The sequence below is a fragment of the Cohnella sp. GCM10012308 genome, assembly GCF_042649185.1.
Taxonomy (GTDB): Bacteria; Bacillota; Bacilli; order Paenibacillales; family Paenibacillaceae; genus Cohnella.
The window spans coordinates 22,649-39,602 of the sequence record NZ_JBHRYU010000019.1 but is presented as its reverse complement, the minus strand read 5'-3'; the positions used below and the strand labels follow the sequence as shown (position 1 = coordinate 39,602).

At 52.7% G+C, this 16,954-nt stretch carries 15 protein-coding genes; 9 read left to right on the top strand and 6 right to left on the bottom strand.

Annotation, left to right across the window (positions count from 1 at the left end; all coding sequences use genetic code 11):
• The first annotated feature begins 113 nt into the window (after positions 1–113).
• Positions 114–2,888: an MBL fold metallo-hydrolase gene (locus tag ACFOTD_RS19860; RefSeq protein WP_378121682.1), complete on the top strand. Its 2,775-nt coding sequence runs from the start codon at positions 114–116 to the stop codon at positions 2,886–2,888.
• A gap of 100 nt (positions 2,889–2,988) precedes the next feature.
• Here the strand turns inward: ACFOTD_RS19860 and ACFOTD_RS19855 are convergent, their stop codons facing one another.
• Complete coding sequence (locus ACFOTD_RS19855) at positions 2,989–7,635, bottom strand: polysaccharide lyase (protein WP_378121681.1); 4,647 nt, start codon at positions 7,633–7,635, stop codon at positions 2,989–2,991.
• Positions 7,636–8,120: 485 nt separating this feature from the next.
• Here ACFOTD_RS19855 and rlmH point away from each other — a divergent pair, with 485 nt between their 5' ends.
• The 4 genes from rlmH (at position 8,121) to ACFOTD_RS19835 (ending at position 12,163) form a co-directional block, all read left to right on the top strand.
• Positions 8,121–8,600: a 23S rRNA (pseudouridine(1915)-N(3))-methyltransferase RlmH gene (gene rlmH / locus ACFOTD_RS19850; protein ID WP_090116893.1), complete on the top strand. Its 480-nt coding sequence runs from the start codon at positions 8,121–8,123 to the stop codon at positions 8,598–8,600.
• A 464-nt stretch (positions 8,601–9,064) separates the two neighbouring features.
• Positions 9,065–10,300: a nucleotidyltransferase domain-containing protein gene (locus ACFOTD_RS19845; protein ID WP_378121680.1), complete on the top strand. Its 1,236-nt coding sequence runs from the start codon at positions 9,065–9,067 to the stop codon at positions 10,298–10,300.
• Positions 10,300–10,950, top strand: a complete 651-nt coding sequence (locus tag ACFOTD_RS19840; RefSeq protein ID WP_378121679.1) for a hypothetical protein — start codon at positions 10,300–10,302, stop codon at positions 10,948–10,950. The genes ACFOTD_RS19845 and ACFOTD_RS19840 overlap by 1 nt, the downstream gene beginning before the upstream one ends.
• A 220-nt stretch (positions 10,951–11,170) precedes the next feature.
• Entirely contained in the window at positions 11,171–12,163 is a 993-nt protein-coding gene (locus ACFOTD_RS19835; protein WP_378121678.1) for a CBASS cGAMP-activated phospholipase, read from the top strand.
• A 213-nt stretch (positions 12,164–12,376) separates the two neighbouring features.
• On the opposite strand, the gene ACFOTD_RS19830 is transcribed toward ACFOTD_RS19835, so the two are convergent.
• Complete coding sequence (locus ACFOTD_RS19830) at positions 12,377–12,736, bottom strand: hypothetical protein (RefSeq protein WP_378121677.1); 360 nt, start codon at positions 12,734–12,736, stop codon at positions 12,377–12,379.
• Between the two features lie 57 nt (positions 12,737–12,793).
• Entirely contained in the window at positions 12,794–13,327 is a 534-nt protein-coding gene (locus tag ACFOTD_RS19825) for a recombinase zinc beta ribbon domain-containing protein (RefSeq protein ID WP_378121777.1), read from the bottom strand.
• Here ACFOTD_RS19825 and ACFOTD_RS19820 point away from each other — a divergent pair.
• The 3 genes from ACFOTD_RS19820 (at position 13,311) to yidD (ending at position 14,213) form a co-directional block, all read left to right on the top strand.
• Entirely contained in the window at positions 13,311–13,493 is a 183-nt protein-coding gene (locus ACFOTD_RS19820) for a recombinase family protein (protein WP_378121676.1), read from the top strand. The two genes, ACFOTD_RS19825 and ACFOTD_RS19820, sit on opposite strands and share 17 nt — an antisense overlap.
• Before the next feature lie 139 nt (positions 13,494–13,632).
• Positions 13,633–14,004, top strand: a complete 372-nt coding sequence (locus tag ACFOTD_RS19815) for a PH domain-containing protein (protein ID WP_378121675.1) — start codon at positions 13,633–13,635, stop codon at positions 14,002–14,004.
• Positions 14,001–14,213: a membrane protein insertion efficiency factor YidD gene (gene yidD, locus ACFOTD_RS19810; RefSeq protein ID WP_378121674.1), complete on the top strand. Its 213-nt coding sequence runs from the start codon at positions 14,001–14,003 to the stop codon at positions 14,211–14,213. Before ACFOTD_RS19815 ends, yidD begins: the two co-directional genes overlap by 4 nt.
• 55 nt (positions 14,214–14,268) lie before the next feature.
• Here the strand turns inward: yidD and ACFOTD_RS19805 are convergent, their stop codons facing one another.
• Together ACFOTD_RS19805 and ACFOTD_RS19800 are read right to left on the bottom strand one after the other, a co-directional pair.
• Positions 14,269–15,123 carry an S-layer homology domain-containing protein gene (locus tag ACFOTD_RS19805; protein WP_378121673.1) on the bottom strand — a complete coding sequence of 285 codons (855 nt, stop codon included), beginning with the start codon at positions 15,121–15,123 and terminating at the stop codon, positions 14,269–14,271.
• A 14-nt stretch (positions 15,124–15,137) separates the two neighbouring features.
• Complete coding sequence (locus ACFOTD_RS19800; protein ID WP_378121672.1) at positions 15,138–15,479, bottom strand: S-layer homology domain-containing protein; 342 nt, start codon at positions 15,477–15,479, stop codon at positions 15,138–15,140.
• A gap of 156 nt (positions 15,480–15,635) precedes the next feature.
• Here ACFOTD_RS19800 and ACFOTD_RS19795 point away from each other — a divergent pair, with 156 nt between their 5' ends.
• Entirely contained in the window at positions 15,636–15,923 is a 288-nt protein-coding gene (locus ACFOTD_RS19795; RefSeq protein WP_378121671.1) for a hypothetical protein, read from the top strand.
• A 654-nt stretch (positions 15,924–16,577) separates the two neighbouring features.
• Here the strand turns inward: ACFOTD_RS19795 and ACFOTD_RS19790 are convergent.
• The gene (locus ACFOTD_RS19790; RefSeq protein WP_378121670.1) at positions 16,578–16,952 is read right to left on the bottom strand and encodes an epimerase; all 375 of its coding nucleotides are present in this window, start codon (positions 16,950–16,952) and stop codon (positions 16,578–16,580) included.
• Positions 16,953–16,954 lie beyond the last annotated feature (2 nt).

Sequence of the window (16,954 nt, the reverse complement as noted above, 5' to 3'; positions counted from 1 at the left end):
CGTCCCCCGGTTCCCGTGACAGGGGTCTTTAGGCGTGCTGAGCGTAAAACGAAGAATGGCGGCCGCAAGGCCGCCTGACCGGTTACTATGAACGATTGCAGGAGGCGTAAACATTGAAGCTGACGGTACTGGGCGGGGGGAGCGAGGTTGGCGCCTCTTCGATTCATGTAGAGATGAACGGCACGAGGCTGCTGATCGATGCGGGGATGCGGATGCACCAGGACGATCCGATGCCCTCGCTGGGCCTGTTGGAGGAGCTTGGCGGCATCGACGGCATATTGGTGACGCACGCGCATGCCGATCATATCGGTGCCTTGCCGGTCGTGCGGGCGATGCACCCGAATGTGCCGATCTATGCCACTCCGCCGACGATCGATCTGATGCGCATTATGATGCAGGATTCCTATCGCTTGTTAGAGTCCAGATGCAAGCAGGAGCAGCGGCTGATGCCCTATACGGAGCAGCAGATGCAGGATTTGCTCGCGTCTCTGCTCGCATTCCCGGCTTCGGGCAAGTTGCGGATCGGCAATCTGACCGTGGAAGCGTGGCGCGCGGGGCATATTCTCGGGGCGGTCATGTTCGGGCTAACCGGCGGCGACGAGCGATTGCTCGTTACCGGCGATATCTCGTTCCAGGCGGGGCGCACGATTCAGGGCGTGAAGCTGCCATACGGCTTCCAGCCTCACACGGTCGTCATGGAATCGACTTACGGGAACCGCGTACATACGGATCGGCAAATGGAAGAGAAGCGGTTGGTCGAAAATGTGGCTGAAGTCATTGCCGGCGGAGGATTCGCATTAATTCCGGCATTCGCGCTCGGGCGTTCGCAGGAAATTCTGCTTCTGCTGCAGGATTATATGGAGCGCGGACTGATCCCGTCGTTCCCGATCTATGTGGACGGGATGGTGACGTCTATCTGTCGAATCTATCGCGACTATCCGCAATATCTCAAAGGGCCTGTCGCGCACCGCATTCGCCAGCATAACGATGTGTTTCTGACCGAGGGCCGCTGCGTGGCGGTCAAGGACGCGAAGCAGCGCGAGATGCTTTTGCAGGGCAAGCCGGGTTGCATCGTCGCTTCATCCGGCATGCTGGTCGGAGGGGCGAGCCAGTGGTATGCGGAGCGTCTTATCGGCGGGGAGAAAAATGCGATCTTCATCACCGGTTATCAGGATGAGGAGAGTCCTGGGCGCAAGCTGCTGGCGCTCGCGGAAGCGACGGAAGACAGAACGCTGGAGCTGAACGGCGTCGTTCATCCGGTTCGCTGCCGCTTCGACAAGTTCGGCTTGTCCGCGCATGCGGACGCGATGGAGATGACCCGATTTATCGAGCAATTGCAGCCGGCGCATACGCTTCTTGTTCACGGAGACGACGACGCGCGCTTCCAGTTGTCCCAGCGGATCGACCCCGCTTTCGGGCCGTTGCTCGTGGAAAACGGGCACAGCTACGAATGGTCCGCTGCGCCGTCTCGTCCGGGCGGCAGCGAGCGCGCGGCCCTTCGCGGGCACCGGCAATCCGGTCTGGAGGACTATGTCGGCGAGCTGCTGTTGTTGCGGGATGAAGATGATAAACTCTATCCCGCTATATGCATCGGCATCCATAGCAAGATGCGTACGCTGACTTGCCAGACGTTCCGCAAGAAGGCCATCGTGAAGGCGGGCACGTCGTCGGTGGCGGAGACGCTGGGCAAGTGGGGCGGAGCGGTCGACGAGCTGGAAGAGACGATCCCGGCCGTAATGGCGTATTCGCGGCCGCGGCTGCGGGAGCTGCACTGGGAGCGGCTGCAGGCTCCGGCGCAAGCGACGTTGCCGGAGGTGTGCGCGGCGATCGGGGCGGATTCGATCGGGCACAAGCTTGCCGCGGCGCTTGCGCTGCTGGCCTTGCCTGATTCGCATATACATCGCGTGCGGCAGGGCGAACGGGACTGGGTGCTCTATACGTTGGACGAATCGGCAATCGCGGCGTTAAGCAATCTGTCGCTGCCCGTCCAAAGCATTCGCATGGACCCGGCCACCGCGTTGAATACAGTGCGTGAGCGGATGAGCGGGCATCCGCGGTTTCTCCGATGCGGCACGGAAGGGATAGACGGCGCCCATCCCGCGATCGTGGTCGCCTTCGATTATCCCGATGCGGTCGGAGCGGACGAGCGTGAGCGCATCGCCGGGGAGCTGCGGGAGCTGACAGGCTGGACCGTGCGCTTCTCCGATTCGGTGCGGCAGGATCAGATGGCACAGTTGGCGAGGACGCTCCTTGGCGCCGGCCTCGCAGGGAACCCGTCGATTCATTTGCAGACGAAACAGCTTGTCGTGCAATGTGCGGAACCGCCGGATTGGGCGGACATCCGGACGAAGTTCAATCGGGAAACGGGATATGAGCTGGTGCTAACCGGACAAGCCGGGACAAACGGCGCGTCTGCAGCAGGTTTCGCATCCGCCGCCGGCGGCACGGAGGATATCGCGCTTCCCGGCCCCGGCAGCTTCCCGATGGAGGCGAATCAGGCTCAGCAAGAGATTAAACGCTGGGCCGAGGAGAACAACCTGACCATCTACAAAGCGAGCCTTCACCAGACAGCCTCCGGCAGGCTGATGGAGCTTCATTTTATTACGCCGCAAGTTGCCGTTCGATACAGAGCGCGGATGGCGGAGCTTGCCGACCGGATTGGGCTGCCGATCTCCTATGCGCGCAATCCGAAGCAGAACGAAGTGCTGGCGGTCGTTATGCAGCGGGTTCCCCCGGCTTGGGGCGTCAAGAAGACGCCGTCCATTCGCATAGACAAGGGGGAGGTTACCGTGAAGACGGCGAACGCCGCTGCAATCGAAGCGGAAGAGAAGGCAGCCGTGATCGCCGACATTAAGCAACTGACGGGGTATGAACTGATCGTCGATTGATTTATTGAAAAATGAAAGCACCCGGCAAGCGTCAGAACTGCGATAGCTGAACGGATACGATCAAAAGGCACCTGGGCAGGTGCCTTTTGACTTTGTATGATCAAGCTTGCGCGTCCGACAGATCGATCGCTCTCAGCAAGGCGACGATCGACTCGGCAAAAGTCGCGTTGCCTCCCGGCTGGAACGTCTGGCCGCCGCGGCCTCGGAGTACGCCTTGCCGGCTCAGTGCGTAGACGCTGTCTCGCGCCCAGGCCGGGAGCGACTTGTCGTCCGCGAAGGCGGACGCTGGCGGAACTGAGCTAGCCGATAGCTTCAGCGCCCGGGCCAGCATGACGGCCATCTGTGCGCGCGTCACTTCTTGCTTCGGACGGAAGCTGCCGTCCTCGAAGCCGGTGACGATGCCGGCCCGGAAGGCTGCTGCTGCGGCACGCTGCTGCTCGTCGTCGAGTCCCGACACGTCGGCAAAAGGCGTGGCGCCGTCGGGCGCTTCAAGGCCCAGCGCGCGAACGAGCAGCTGTACCCATTCCGCCCGGTTAACCGGTTTGTTGGGGTTAAACGGCTGGCCGACGGGCGGCAGGTCCCAGATTTTCAACTCCGCTGCCCGAATCAGGTCCGCCTTGGCCCAGTGGTAAGCGATGACCTTCATCACTTCCTTCAGCTCCGCCTCGGGCAGCTGATTGCCGGGGTTTTCCTGACCGGATGGGCCGCCGCTGCCGTTGCTGTTGCCGGACTGATTCCCGTTGCCACTGCCATTGTTGTTGCCATTCCCGTTTCCGTTCCCATTTCCGTTATCCGGATTGTTTCCGTTCCCATTGCCGTTCCCGTTGTCCGGATCGCCGCCGTCGTCTCCCGACGTGCCGTAGATACGAACCTCGGTGATGCTGTTCCACTTGTTGATCGTATTGCCGGAGCCCGAGAGGCGGATATACCGGCCCTTGGCGTCGTCCAGCGCAAACGGCTCAAGGTCCGTGAACCGCCCGGAGCTCTTGCCGTCGAACAGGGTGCGCCACGTGTCTCCGTCGTCGGACACCTCGATGCGGAAGATCGTCGACCGCGCCGCGCCCTGGAAAAAGGCGATCGAGATCTGCGACAGCGCGCGGCTCTTGCCCAGATCGTACCGGATCCACTGCTCGCCCTCGGCCGACCAGCGGGTCGACAAGTCGCCGTCGATCGTTTTCTCCGGACCGTTGCCTTCCTCATGGCCGCTGTCCGTCACGCCCACCGGCTGTATCCGCAGCTGCGCCAGGGGATCGTCGGCCGCATAGTCGCAGCCGCCTGCGTTCAGCTCGCACATATCGGCGCGGTGCGGCGACACTTTGACATCGTCGTACCAGACGTAGGAGTCGTTGGCCGGTACATAGTCCTCGGTCGCGCCGCCGAAGAAGGAGGAGAAGTACGCCTTGTCCACCTTGTCGGCGTTGGTCACGAAGCGAAGGCCGGTTACCTTTGTCGCGTGCTGGCCGTTGTACCAGATCTCCACCTCGCCGTCGGGATTGGCCTGGCCGTTCGTGACGGTGTTTACTTTTACCCGCTGCACGATGTTGAACCATTCGCCCTTCGGATAATAGACAGGCGAGCCGTTGCGGTAATTGAGGTCGGCCTCGTCCCCGTACTGTCCCGCGTTGCCCATCGAGTAAATATAGACAGCCGCCTGCCCGTCCTTGCGCCAGATGAGGCGGGAGCTGAAGCCATTTTCACCCGTGCAGATCTGACCGCCGGAGCAAGCTGCGCCGCCCGCCAGGCCGATGCCCAGCTTGCCGCCAAACTGCTTGGTGCCCCAGCTGAAATTCTCGTCGAACCGCACCCAATACGATAAGTAATATTCGTCGGCAGGCTTCACCTCGAACGGCGCCTGGTAGCCGGAATCCTCCGGCCCGATCTTGCCCTTCGGATACAGCACCTTGAGCGACTTGAAGCCGCTGTGGCTGACGTCGGCATCGACTTGGCTCCGGGCGTCGCCGAGCAGCCATTTTGCCGTCCAGTCCATCTTCCGCCATTCGTTTAGACCGTACGGCTGTCCGGCCGTGCCCAGCTCGAACGAGTTGACGCGCCGGTCCGCGCTCGGCGTGCCCGTGCCGGGATCATTGCCGCCATCCGGGTCGCTGCCGTCGTCGGGCTCGATGCCGCCACCCGGCTCGTTGCCGCCTCCGGGATCGCCGCCGCCATTTTCCTCCGTGCCATAAAAACGTATTTCGGTGATGCTGTTCCACTTGTTGATCGTATTGCCGGAGCCTGCGATACGGATGTATCTTGCCTTGGCGTTGTTCAACGCGAACGGCTCGAGATCCGTGAACCTTCCGGAGCTCTGTCCGTCGAACAGCGTACGCCACGTGTCCCCGTCGTCGGAGCCTTCAAGGCGGAAGATCGTCGAACGCGCGGCGCCCTGGAAAAAGGCGATCGATGCCTGCGACAGCTCGCGGCTCTCGCCCAGATCGTAACGGATCCACTGCTCGCCCTCGGACGACCAGCGTGTCGACAGATCGCCGTCGATCGTATTTTCCGGACCGTTGCCTTCCTCATGACCGCTGTCCGTCACGCCGACCGGCTGGATGCGGTACGCCGCCATCGGATCGTCGGACGAATAGTCACAACCGCCCGTGCTGAGCTCGCACATGTCCGCGAGTCGCGTCGATACCTTGACGTCGTCGTACCAGACATACGAGTCGTTGGCCGGTACATAATCGTCGGTCGCGCCGCCGAAAAAGGATGAGAAGTACGCCTTGTCCACCTTGTCGGCGTTGGTCACGAAGCGCAGGCCCGTCACCTTGGTCGCGTGTTGGCCGTTGTACCAGATCTCCACCTCGCCGTCGGGATTGGCCTGGCCGTTCGTCACGGTGTTCACCTTGACCCGCTGCACGATGTTGAACCAGGTTCCCTTCGGATAGTAGACGGGCGAGCCGTTGCGGTAATTGAGGTCGGCCTCGTCGCCGTACTGTCCCGCGTTGCCCATCGAATAAATGTACACGGCCGCCTGCCCGTCCTTGCGCCAGATGAGGCGGGAGCTGAAGCCATTTTCGCCTGTGCAGATCTGACCGCCCGAGCAAGCCGCGCCGCCGGCCAGGCCGATGCCCAGCTTGCCGCCGAACTGCTTGGTGCCCCAGCTAAAGTCCTCGCTGAACCGCACCCAGTACGACAAGTAGTACTCGTCCGCGGACTTGAGCTCGAACGGCGCCTGATAGCCGGAAGCCTCCGGGCCGATCTTGCCTTTCGGATACAGCACCTTGAGCGACTTGAAGCCGCTATGGCTGACGCCGTCGTCGATCTGGCTCCGGTCGTCGCCGAGCAACCACTTCGCGGTCCAGTTCGCCTGCGTCCAGTCCGCGAGACCATAAGGCTGTCCGGCCGTTCCCGTCTCGAACGCGTTGACCAGCTTATCCTTCAGCGGCGGCCCGCCGGGATCGTCCTTCTGCACGCCGTAAATGCGCACCTCCGAGATGCTGTTCCACTGGTTGACCGTATTGCCGGAGCCTGCGATGCGGATGTATCGCGCCTTGGCATCGGTCAGGACAAACGGCTCGGGCTCCGTCGTGTTGCCGGCGCTCTGTCCCTCGAACAGCGTGGTCCACGTATCGCCGTCGTCGGAGCCTTCGATACGAAGCTTCGTCGAGCGCACATGCCCTTGGTAAAAGGCGACCGAGACTTGCGACAGCTCGCGGCTCTCGCCCAGATCGTACCGGATCCACTGCTCGCCCTCAGCCGACCAGCGCGTCGTCAGATCGTCGTCGAGCGTATTTTCCGGACCGTTGCCTTCCTCATAGGTGCTGGCGGTCACGCTGACCGGACGAATGCGCAGATCGTGCAGCGGGTCGGTCGTCTCGTCGTCCCACTCGCCGCTGCAGCCCCCCTTGTTGAGCTCGCAGATGTCGGCGCTGTTGGTGGATACTTTTACATCGTCGTACCAAATGTAAGAGTCGTTCGCCGGCGCGAAGGAAGCGGTCGCTCCCCCGGCGAAGGAGGAGAAGTAAGCCTTGTCCACCTTGTCGGCGTTGGTCACGAAGCGCAGTCCGGTTATTTTTGCCGCGGATTGGCCGTTGTACCAGATCTCGATCTCGCCGTCGGGATTGGCCTGGCCGTTGGTCACGGTGTTCACCTTGAGCCGCTGGACGATGTTGACCCATTGCTCCTTGGGATAATAGACGTCCGAACCGTTGTGCTGAAGCACGGCGTAGTCGCCGTATTCGCCTTCATGGCCCATCGAGTAATAGTAGATGGCGGCCTGGCCGCCCTTGCGCCAGATGAGGCGGGAGCTGAAGCCGTTCTCGCCCGTGCAGACCTCGCCGCCGGAGCAGGCGCCGCCGCCCGCCAAGCCGATGCCGACTTTGCCGGCGTATTCCGTCGTGCCCCAGCTGAAGTCCTGGCTGAACCTCACCCAGTAGGAGAGGTAGTACTCATCCGCCGACGGCAGCTGAAACGGAGACTGATAGCCCGAATCCTCGGGGCCGATCTTGCCTTGCGGATAGAGGACCTTGAGCGACTTGCCGCCGCTGTGGCTGATGGTGCCGTCGACCTGGCTCCTGCCGTCGCCGAGCAGCCAGGGCGCGTTCCAGCCGGCGGATGCCCAGTCGGTCAGACCGTAGGGCTGGCCTGCGGTGCCGGTGTCGAACGAGTTTTGCAGCGCGCCGGAGGGTGTTGCGGTTAAAGCAGGCGTGGTTGGCGCGGCCGCTGTGGCAGTGGGGATTGGGGCTGCGGGTAGTGCGCCGACCGCCAGTAGGATGGCTGTAAGGATGACTAGCAGCGTTCTTTTCATTCTTCGCTTTCCTCCCTGATCAGGCTCGTTAGGCTCGTTTTGGTTGCTTGAGGACTTTGATCGCGCTGTTGAATTGCGCCGGTGTCAGATACAGGTTGTGCGTCGTCGCCGGATGCAGATCGAAGCGCTTTCAATTTGCCGATGCCGCTGTGCCGGGAAAAGCGTCTCGCCCCCTCTCGTCCATGCACTCATAGCACCGTTCGCCGGATGCACTCGAGCACAGTTAGATGGCTACCTGGAGAGCTTACGCCCTCGGGGAACGGTCTTCCATTTTCCAATGTTTTGGTTGTTTTCATTTATTGAGAAAGCCAGGGCGGGCGGATTGTTTATTATTTGGATTGTTTGCGATTTGACGGAAAGAGGGGTGGTGTGAGGGTGGGGGCTTGTATAAACACATGATCCTTTGCGTCCTTCGCGGCCGATGGGATAAGCTGTAGATAACAGAACGAGGATCGCAAGATCGGAAGGACGGTTGAATCATCATGATGCAAATTCAGATCGTATGCGTAGGCAAGCTGAAGGAGAAGTACTGGTCGGACGGCGTGGCCGAATATTCGAAAAGGCTGGGCGCCTACGCCAGGCTCGATATCCGCGAGCTGCCGGACGAGAAGACGCCGGACGCCATGAGCCCGGCCGAAGAAGAGCAAGTCCGCGTCCGCGAAGGCGAGCGCATTCTCGCGGCGCTCAAGCCCGACGCGCACGTCGTCGCGCTCGCCATCGACGGCGACGCCTGGTCCAGCGAGCAGCTGGCCGCGCACCTGGACCGCCAAGCCGTCTACGGCGGCGGCGCCGTCGCCTTCGTCATCGGCGGCTCGCTCGGCCTCTCGCCCGCCGTCTTGGCTCGCGCCGACAAGAAGCTGAGCTTCGGGCGGATGACCTATCCGCACCAGCTCATGCGCGTGCTGCTGCTGGAGCAGGTGTATCGGGCGTTTAAGATAAATCGGGGGGAACCGTACCATAAGTGACGGCGAAAAAAATGTTCTGCTCGCCATATATTCGCCCTGTTGTTAATTGACTTGTTCATCGATAATTGACATTGATAGTTGCTATAGTCTGAGTTCTGACTTAACTAAATTGACTCAGCGAATGGGGAACGAATGATCCCGTCATTGCTTGTAGGGGCACACAGCTTTACTGTATAATGGATAATAATAGCACTCAGTTGTTTTGAGTGCTAAATTTCTTAGACAGGGGAGATTCTATGAGATGTAGAAAACAAAAACAAGCGTAAGTGGTGGCACACTACGCTTGTCTTCCGGCAATCCGCTATCTGGTGAGAAGTGGCATTCTCTACCTAAAAAGAAGATATCGGTGTAGCGCGAGTTGCACACTACATATGTATAACTGAGACACCTATACCTATGTATACGTCATGGGCGACGGATATCCTTCTAAATTTCAAAAAAATTAAGAGAAGGATGAACTTTTTATGACAAGTGAACTGGAATCAAAGGTATCTTCTTTATTAGAAGGTATCGCCTCGCGACTTGACATTTCCCCTACAAAATATAAGCAAGCTGTCGAAAGATATACTGCTGTTAGCAGTTGGATTGCTGAAGGCGAGTTTGATGGTGTAGAAGACATCCATTTTTACCCACAAGGTTCATTCAGACTTGGGACTGTCACAAGACCAGTACGAAATGGAAGAGACGCCGATTATGATATCGATCTAGTAAGTGAATTTAAAATTTTGAAAAAAACCATCACTCCACAAAAGTTAAAGGAAATCGTAGGAACACGAATTTCAGAACATGAGAAGTATAGAAAAATGTTGGATGATGAGGGGCGTCGTTGTTGGACCTTGCTTTATGCAGAAGAGGACGGAATAGGATTTCACCTCGATGTTCTGCCCGCTACTCCCGAGGATGCCTCCTCGAGAGCAAGTCTTATTGACTCCAGAATAGCCGAGAAGGCTATCGCTATAACACATAAGAATAAGGACTGTACTTATAATTGGTATTCGAGCAATCCTAGTGGTTACGGAGATTGGTTTGATGATATTAATAAAGCTGCCTTTGAATCTGCAAAATCAATGCAAAAGCGCAGCCTTTTTGAAAAGAACAGGGACATATATGCAAGTATCGACGAAGTACCCGACGCGCTTATTAAAACTCCTCTGCAGCGTGCAATCCAGATATTAAAGCGTCATCGGGATGTTCGCTTTACAAATCACCCTTGGGCATCAGATAAACCAATATCAATGATTATTACAACTTTGGCAGCCAGACTCTACAACGGTGAGCTAAATGTATTTCTAGCGTTACGCAATATCGTGAATGAACTTGATGCACTGTCGGCTTTTTTAAAACCCGATTTTGGCACTAATACGTCTCTTTATGGAAAAACCTTAATAAAACGGAAGGCCGACGGGACGTGGTCCATACCCAACCCAGTTAATCCGAATGAGAATTTTGCTGACCGATGGCATGAAAACAACCACCAGAAGGCAAAAGCTTTTTTTCAATGGGCGACGTGGGTTAAGGAAGATATTATAGAGATTATCTGGACAAGCGATATCGGAAAAATTGTTAAATCATACGAGTCAAGCTTCGGTCAAGCTTCAATCAGTGCAGCGAGAGCATTAGGTTTACCGACGAGCGCAGCCATGTCTTCAACGCCCATGGTGCATATTGCATCACCTAATAAGCCCTGGGGCGAATCATAATGAATGCACAGATGGTGTGGGAGCAGTATAAAGAAATTCGGGATTGTTTTCCTGATCTTGTATTGATTCCTCATGACCACAGGTACTTTATTCGAGGCACACTCGAATTTCGGGCTGAATTTATGGGATTGGAAGTTAAAGAATCATTTTTAATTGAAATTGAAGTGCTGACGACTTATCCGCATTCCCTCCCAAATGTAAGAGAATTGGGAGGGAGAATTTCGAAAGAATTTCATAAATTTGTAAATGACACGTTGTGTTTAGGGACACCACTTGCAATGAAAATCACCTTTTCGAAGAATCCTACATTGTTAGGATTCATAAAAGAACTGATAGTCCCTTATCTGTACTCGTATGTAAATTATGAACGAAACGGTGAACTCCCGTACGGTGAGTTAAGTCATAATGGAAAGGGCTTACTTGAATATTATATGGATTTATTTCAGGTCAGTTCGGTCGACAAGACAATGCAAATGTTATACGCATTGTCTTTCGATAAAATTCGAGGGCATTTGCCTTGTCCATGTGGTAGTAATCTAAAAATAAGGAATTGTCACGGACCGATGCTTATTGATTTGTATAACTATCAAGACGCAACTAAGTTTGAAAGTGACCTTGTCCGCTGTTGGGAATTCTTACAAAGGAATTGAGCAAGGGAACACACTTCATTACAAATTCGAGAAAGCTTTTATATACAGGTGATCATTTAGTTTAGCAGTTATGTTCCAGGGGGAATCTGCTACTTGCAAGAAGTATCTATACTATCCGAAAGCAGAGAAGTGGCGTCGGAGTAATTTTTTACACTAATCCATTGTACCTTGGTCTGCCTGTTAGTGGTAAACCTAAGGCTCTGGGGAGGGGGAGCTTTAAATGAAACGTATCTTATCCATTGATGGTGGGGGTATTAAGGGAGTGTTCCCCGCCGCCATTTTAAAGCATATAGAAGAGCAATTGCCTAATCCTATTTCTCGTTATTTTGATTTAATTGTTGGAACGTCGACAGGGGGGATAATTGCACTCGCCCTAGGTCTTGGTTTATCCGGAAGAGAGATAGTGAGCTTCTATGAGATTCATGGACCTAGAATCTTTATTCCGAAGAAGAAAGGCCTCTTCTCTGGTCTTGTCCATAAAGCATCTTTTGGTTACTCCGATATGATTTTTGATACAAAGTATGAAGCTAATTTGTTAAAAAGTGCTTTGGTCGAAACATTTCAAGGCCTTAGAATTGGTGATAGTCGCAACCGACTGGTTATTCCGTCATTCAATATTCAAACAGGCAGTGTACATATATTTAAAACTCGTCATCACGAACGATTTGAAAAGGATTGGAGAGTATCTGCAGTTGAGGTGGGACTTGCAACTTCGGCCGCACCAATTTACTTTGATACGTTTCGGACAGCCAGCGGTGTCCCTCTTGTTGACGGTGGAGTATTTGCTAATAATCCCGTTGGCCTTGCTGTAGTTGAAGCTATTGGGGTGTTAGGTTGGAAACCAGAAGAAATACAAGTGCTTAGTTTAGGCTGTACACATGAAGCATATCATGCTAATTTGGAAAAGCCTAACTTAGGTTATAAAGATTGGGGCCCTCAAGGACTTACGGAATTATTTATGCGGGCACAAGACTCTGCGTCTTTGGGAACGGCCATGTTGCTTGCTGGGCATCCTACCTATAATAATGTGTATCGGCTTTCCAAAGAAGCTCCTCCGAAACTTTTTACTCTTGACGGAGTGAATAGAATTGATCTGTTGAAATCTCTAGCAGCAGATGTAGCAAGAGATGAGATTGCGAAATTACGAAAGTTCGGATTTTTTGATCAACCAGCAGAGGCTTTTGTTCCTATTCCAATGCCAACAGTGTTATGAGGTCATCCGAAAGGAGAACATCCATCATGGAGGTTCTCCTTTCGTTTAACAGTTGCCCCCATTGACTCCCGCGCTTTTTGCTATGCATAGGCTCATTCATAACCGATGAACCATTAGCGAGTGGCTCCGGATACTGTTTGTACGTTGTCACATAATAAAACTGCTCACCCTATAAGCTTTAAGGGAGAGTCATTATGGAATGTTTTTATAGATTCAAATCGCTATCTCGATTTTCTCCCGCTTCCCAGCTTGTTTTGTCCCAAGAGACTCCCCCGCCGCTACAGCAGGAGGAGTGGAGAAATAGGAATCCACATTCTCATCAAAGCTTAATTCAACCTTCTCGATTTTCTTGCTTGTGTTCATCGTAATCCGCTTGATAAACATGTGCAGCAACGTTTTTCGCTGTTCGTATGACGCGGTGGTAAGTACCTGATGGAATCCATTTATCAACTCGCGTACCTGTTCAAAAACGACAGGAGAACTATTGTCTCCAGCGAGTTTTAGCTCAAGCCGAGACTTTTCTGCTCGGAACTTGATAAGATCAGCCTGTATCTCCTGCATTCTTTCAGCCACGGCAGACTTATCGAGTTGATTTTGCTCGAACGCATCAAGGTAACGACTTCTTTTGGATTAAGCCTGTTCTAATTGGCTTCTAATGTGCTCTAGCTCCACTTGGAGCGCGCTAGTGAGCCGATGGTTCATTTTGTCCACGATGGTCTTTAGAATGTGGTCTCTGGACAGTACCCGCGCTAACCGGTTCATCACTTCTTCTTCGGCCACTTGTTTTCGAATGCTATTGGCCGAGCACACGCTGCTCCCCTTGCTTCGGAATGCTCCGCATGAATAATACAAATGATTTACGATTTCTCCTGTCTTCGTCTTCCTGCTCCGGGTACGGCTAGCAACCATCGCTGCGCCACATTTGGGGCAACGAATCAGCCCGGTTAGCAGGAACTCACCGTCAAAGATGCGTGAGGGCGTGATCGACTTCTTCTGCAGAAGGAACTGTACTCTCTCCCATAACGCATCGTGAATAATGGCTTCATGTTTTCCAACGGAAACAGTCGGCTCATCGCTCTTGCCCCGTCTTCGCTTGTTGCTCCAGTTTTCGTAGCGGTTAAAAAAGCGGTCTAAGGCTGTTGTTGTTGTGCCGGAAGAGGCCATCATCGTGCAAAAAATATTCGAGCTTTACGCCGCTGGTCGTGGATTAAAAGGTATTGCCAACGAGCTTAACCACAACGGCTACAGGACTAAGATAGGCAACACCTTCTCCACAACAGCCATAAAGGAAATTCTGCCCAATCCTTTCTACAACGGCAAAGTAAACTAAATAAGCCAGTGGCGTTTTGTGAGGATTTGGCAAAGGAGGAATTTGTCCTTTTTTGTAGAACTTATTCCCTATACAACTGTGTGCTGGAGGTATTTATGAGCTTAAGACCTATTACCGAAGGATTACAAGCGATCTTTCCATGCAAATAATGCCCAATGAAGTGGTTTATTATTTCTCGTATATCGCGTTCAAAGGTGGTTGTGGAAACTCGGGTTCCAGAGAAAACTACTGGATTGCTTTAACTAACAAGAGAGTCGTTTATAAGACCAAAGTGATGGAGGATAATAAAAACTTTGTCGAGAAAGACGGCATCCTTCCACTAGAAAAAATATCTTTTATTGAAGTAACAGAAGGTCAGTCTTCCGAAGGGTGTGGGTGCAGCACTACGAAGGTATTTCAACTGAGAATAAGCTCTTCAGGTGGTACTGTTGTAATCCCTATTCCAACCAAAGAGAAGGGTTATGAAATCAGGAAAGTTTATTCCCAAATAGCAGAAATGATAGCTCAATGATAATCAATTGGCTGCCAATAATCTTGGTAAGGGCATACCAACGATTCTATAAACGCAAAAATCCAAAATGCTTGCATTACCCGACCTGTTCTTCGTATGCTATTCTTGCTTTTAAAAAATATGGTTTCCTTACCGCTTCGAAGAGGAGCATACAAAGAATTCGTGATTGCCACCCTTTCTCTAATAGGCCCTACATAGACTATCCTTGAGCCCTGTAGTCAGGGCTCTTTTTCTTTAACCGTAAAGGCCCCATGGCGTGGCTGCTTATCCCGCTTTGTACTGAATTACCTTCGTAACCTCGTTGCTCTCCTTGCCGTACCGGTTCACAACCTTGAACGTGAAAGTGTTCTCGCCATCCTGCAGAGCGACTTCCACAAGGCCGTTATATACTCCCGGCGCTCCACCGCCGCCTCCGACCTTATAAGTCCGTTCCTCTCCGTTTACATACAGCTTTGGCTTCGTATCGTTCTTGTCCGTCCAGATGAACCATATGTTCGCGCTGCTGGAGGTCGTAACCTTCGGTTCAGGTTCCTCCAGAGACAGCTTCGGAGCTTCAATGGTGATCGTGATGCTCTTCTTTACCGTGGTGGACAGCCCGTTTCGCTTAGAGACGATCACATAGTCGTATGTGCCTTCCTTGTCGATTCCCAGCGTGACGCTGAACTTTCCCTGCTCGTCAGGCATAACAGGGGAGTCATTATCGTTAATCGTAACGAGTGCATCAGGTGCAGTCTCGCCCTGTACGATCACGCTGATTGGTGTGCTATTATTGATTGCGCTGGCTGCCGGCGTTGTAGACTGACGAATAACATCAACTCGTAGCGGTGGTGCTTTGGTTGCATCGTCATTGACGGACGAGTTATCCTCTTCAGGTGCTCCAGATAAACCGGTTGAGCCCGAAGCGGGAGCCTGTCCACTGATGCCTTTAATCGATCTGTAGAGCAGGGCAGCGACTTCGGCACGTGTAATCGAAGCTTGTGGACGGAATGTCCCGTCTGGATAGCCGCTAATAAGGTTATGGTCGGCCGCGACATCTACGTATGTCTTAAGGCCCGGAGATATTTGATCCTCGTCTGTGAAGTGGGTGCTGTACTTATCCGTGTTCAGCCCGACGATCATCACGAGAGCTGGTGCTACATCTTCTCGGGTAGCATTCGATTGCGGATCAAAGAAGCAAGTCCTTTTGGCGGATAGTAGCCCGTCAGGTACTCCTTGGTGGCTGCGATGTACTGATACGACCATCGGTCAGACGGAACGTCGCTGTATGTAACGTCTTCCACTGCGTTTAGATCCAGTGAGAAGGTGACGGCAATCATCTTCGCGAACTCTTCGCGGCTAATCGGGTTGTTCGGGCGGAACGAGCCGTCGCTGTACCCACTCACGACCCCGCGTTGGCTCATATTTGAGATGTCGGAGTAAGCCCAGTTGTTAGTCTGTATGTCGTAGAACTGAATTATGATGGTGCCGTTTGGCATTAAGAATAATACTGAGGCTGTCGGCCATCGTAAAAGGGGCATTTACGGCAATGACAGGAAGTCGACCTTGTTGCTAACCAGTGGGAAGAACGAACAGCTATTGAAGACAAATGCTAAGCAGAAGATTGGCGGTTATAAAGCAAGGGGGCCAGGCGATTGAAGCCATTAAGAGCGACAAAGTACTGTGAAATTTGGAAGCGGGGAATCTTGCAAGAAGACGATGATATGCATGCCATTGAAAAGATTAAGGTAAAGTCTACTGGAAATTTCGAAGTCCAGTTTGCATTTTATAAGAAGAGGGAAGAAAACCAACTTCAATTTGTGTCCAGGCCCCTTGATCTTAGTGAAGAAATACTGCTTGAGTTGTTTGAAGTGGCGAAAGATCAAAAAATCTTAAGTGACAAATTCTTTGATGATTTAAAAGGAATTATCGATAGAGTTTAATTTATTTCAGATATTTAATATGTTCTAGTGGGTGGCTTGAGTATGAACATAAAATTAAAATTGAATATAGCTGTAGCATCGCAAACCAAGTATAGCCGAAGTATAAAGAAGCATGGCGGCCACAGGGCCGCCATTTGTTTTCGCCGATAAAGAAAAAAGCCAACAAGCAATGCTGGCAGGCTGATCATAGATCATCCTTTCCCAAGTAATTAAACTCGTAGTTGGTTGGCTATTTTATTTCCAATTATTGTTATTTCATACAGTTCATCAGTGTCCCCTTGAGCTGGGAAGTTAGCAATGGTTACAGCATCTTTAAAGGCGCTTAGACGCGGTCTAGGGCACCAGGCCTGTATTAAATAAGAAGGAAAAAGACCCCTAACGGCGACATTGGGACTCGTAACGTCCGTATTCGCCGTAGGGGGCAGGGGAGAGTATTCGTTTCGCTTTAGGCCATGCCTCATCCTCGCTATGCTCGGAAACTTCGCTCCATTCACTAAAATACTCGAAAACGACGTATTTAAACAATTGAATAAAGACGGCGGCGAGGGAACATAAAGCGATATTTAAATAGGAATCAAATAACGATGCTAAATGGCATTTGGACCGACTAGTCCGTCACTTTGTTTGAATCAGAACAGACTCGAATGTAATAGATCATGGCTCCAAATACCTCTTTTTGCTAAATTTCAGGATCCATCCATCCTCAGTATATAACTCTCCCGGCAGACCATCGGTAATATTTTTAATTCCAACATCCAATCCTTCATCATTTTTAATATTCAAATTTAATCGCTCATTTTCCTCAAGAGTCCAAAGTAAATAGTGCAGGGTAGTATCAACGACTTGTGAAATAGTATCTTGAAGGAAATTTTTTTGGTCTTCAGATAGCATCTCTACGCTTGTCTCATAAATTTTTTTGCTGGTTTCATCTTTCATGGTACCCGAAAAAACTTTCTCCCATTGAGAAATTGCTTTATCCCTTACATTCCGGATTAATATTTCCCCAAATTGCTCCAATTCCTTTGACATAT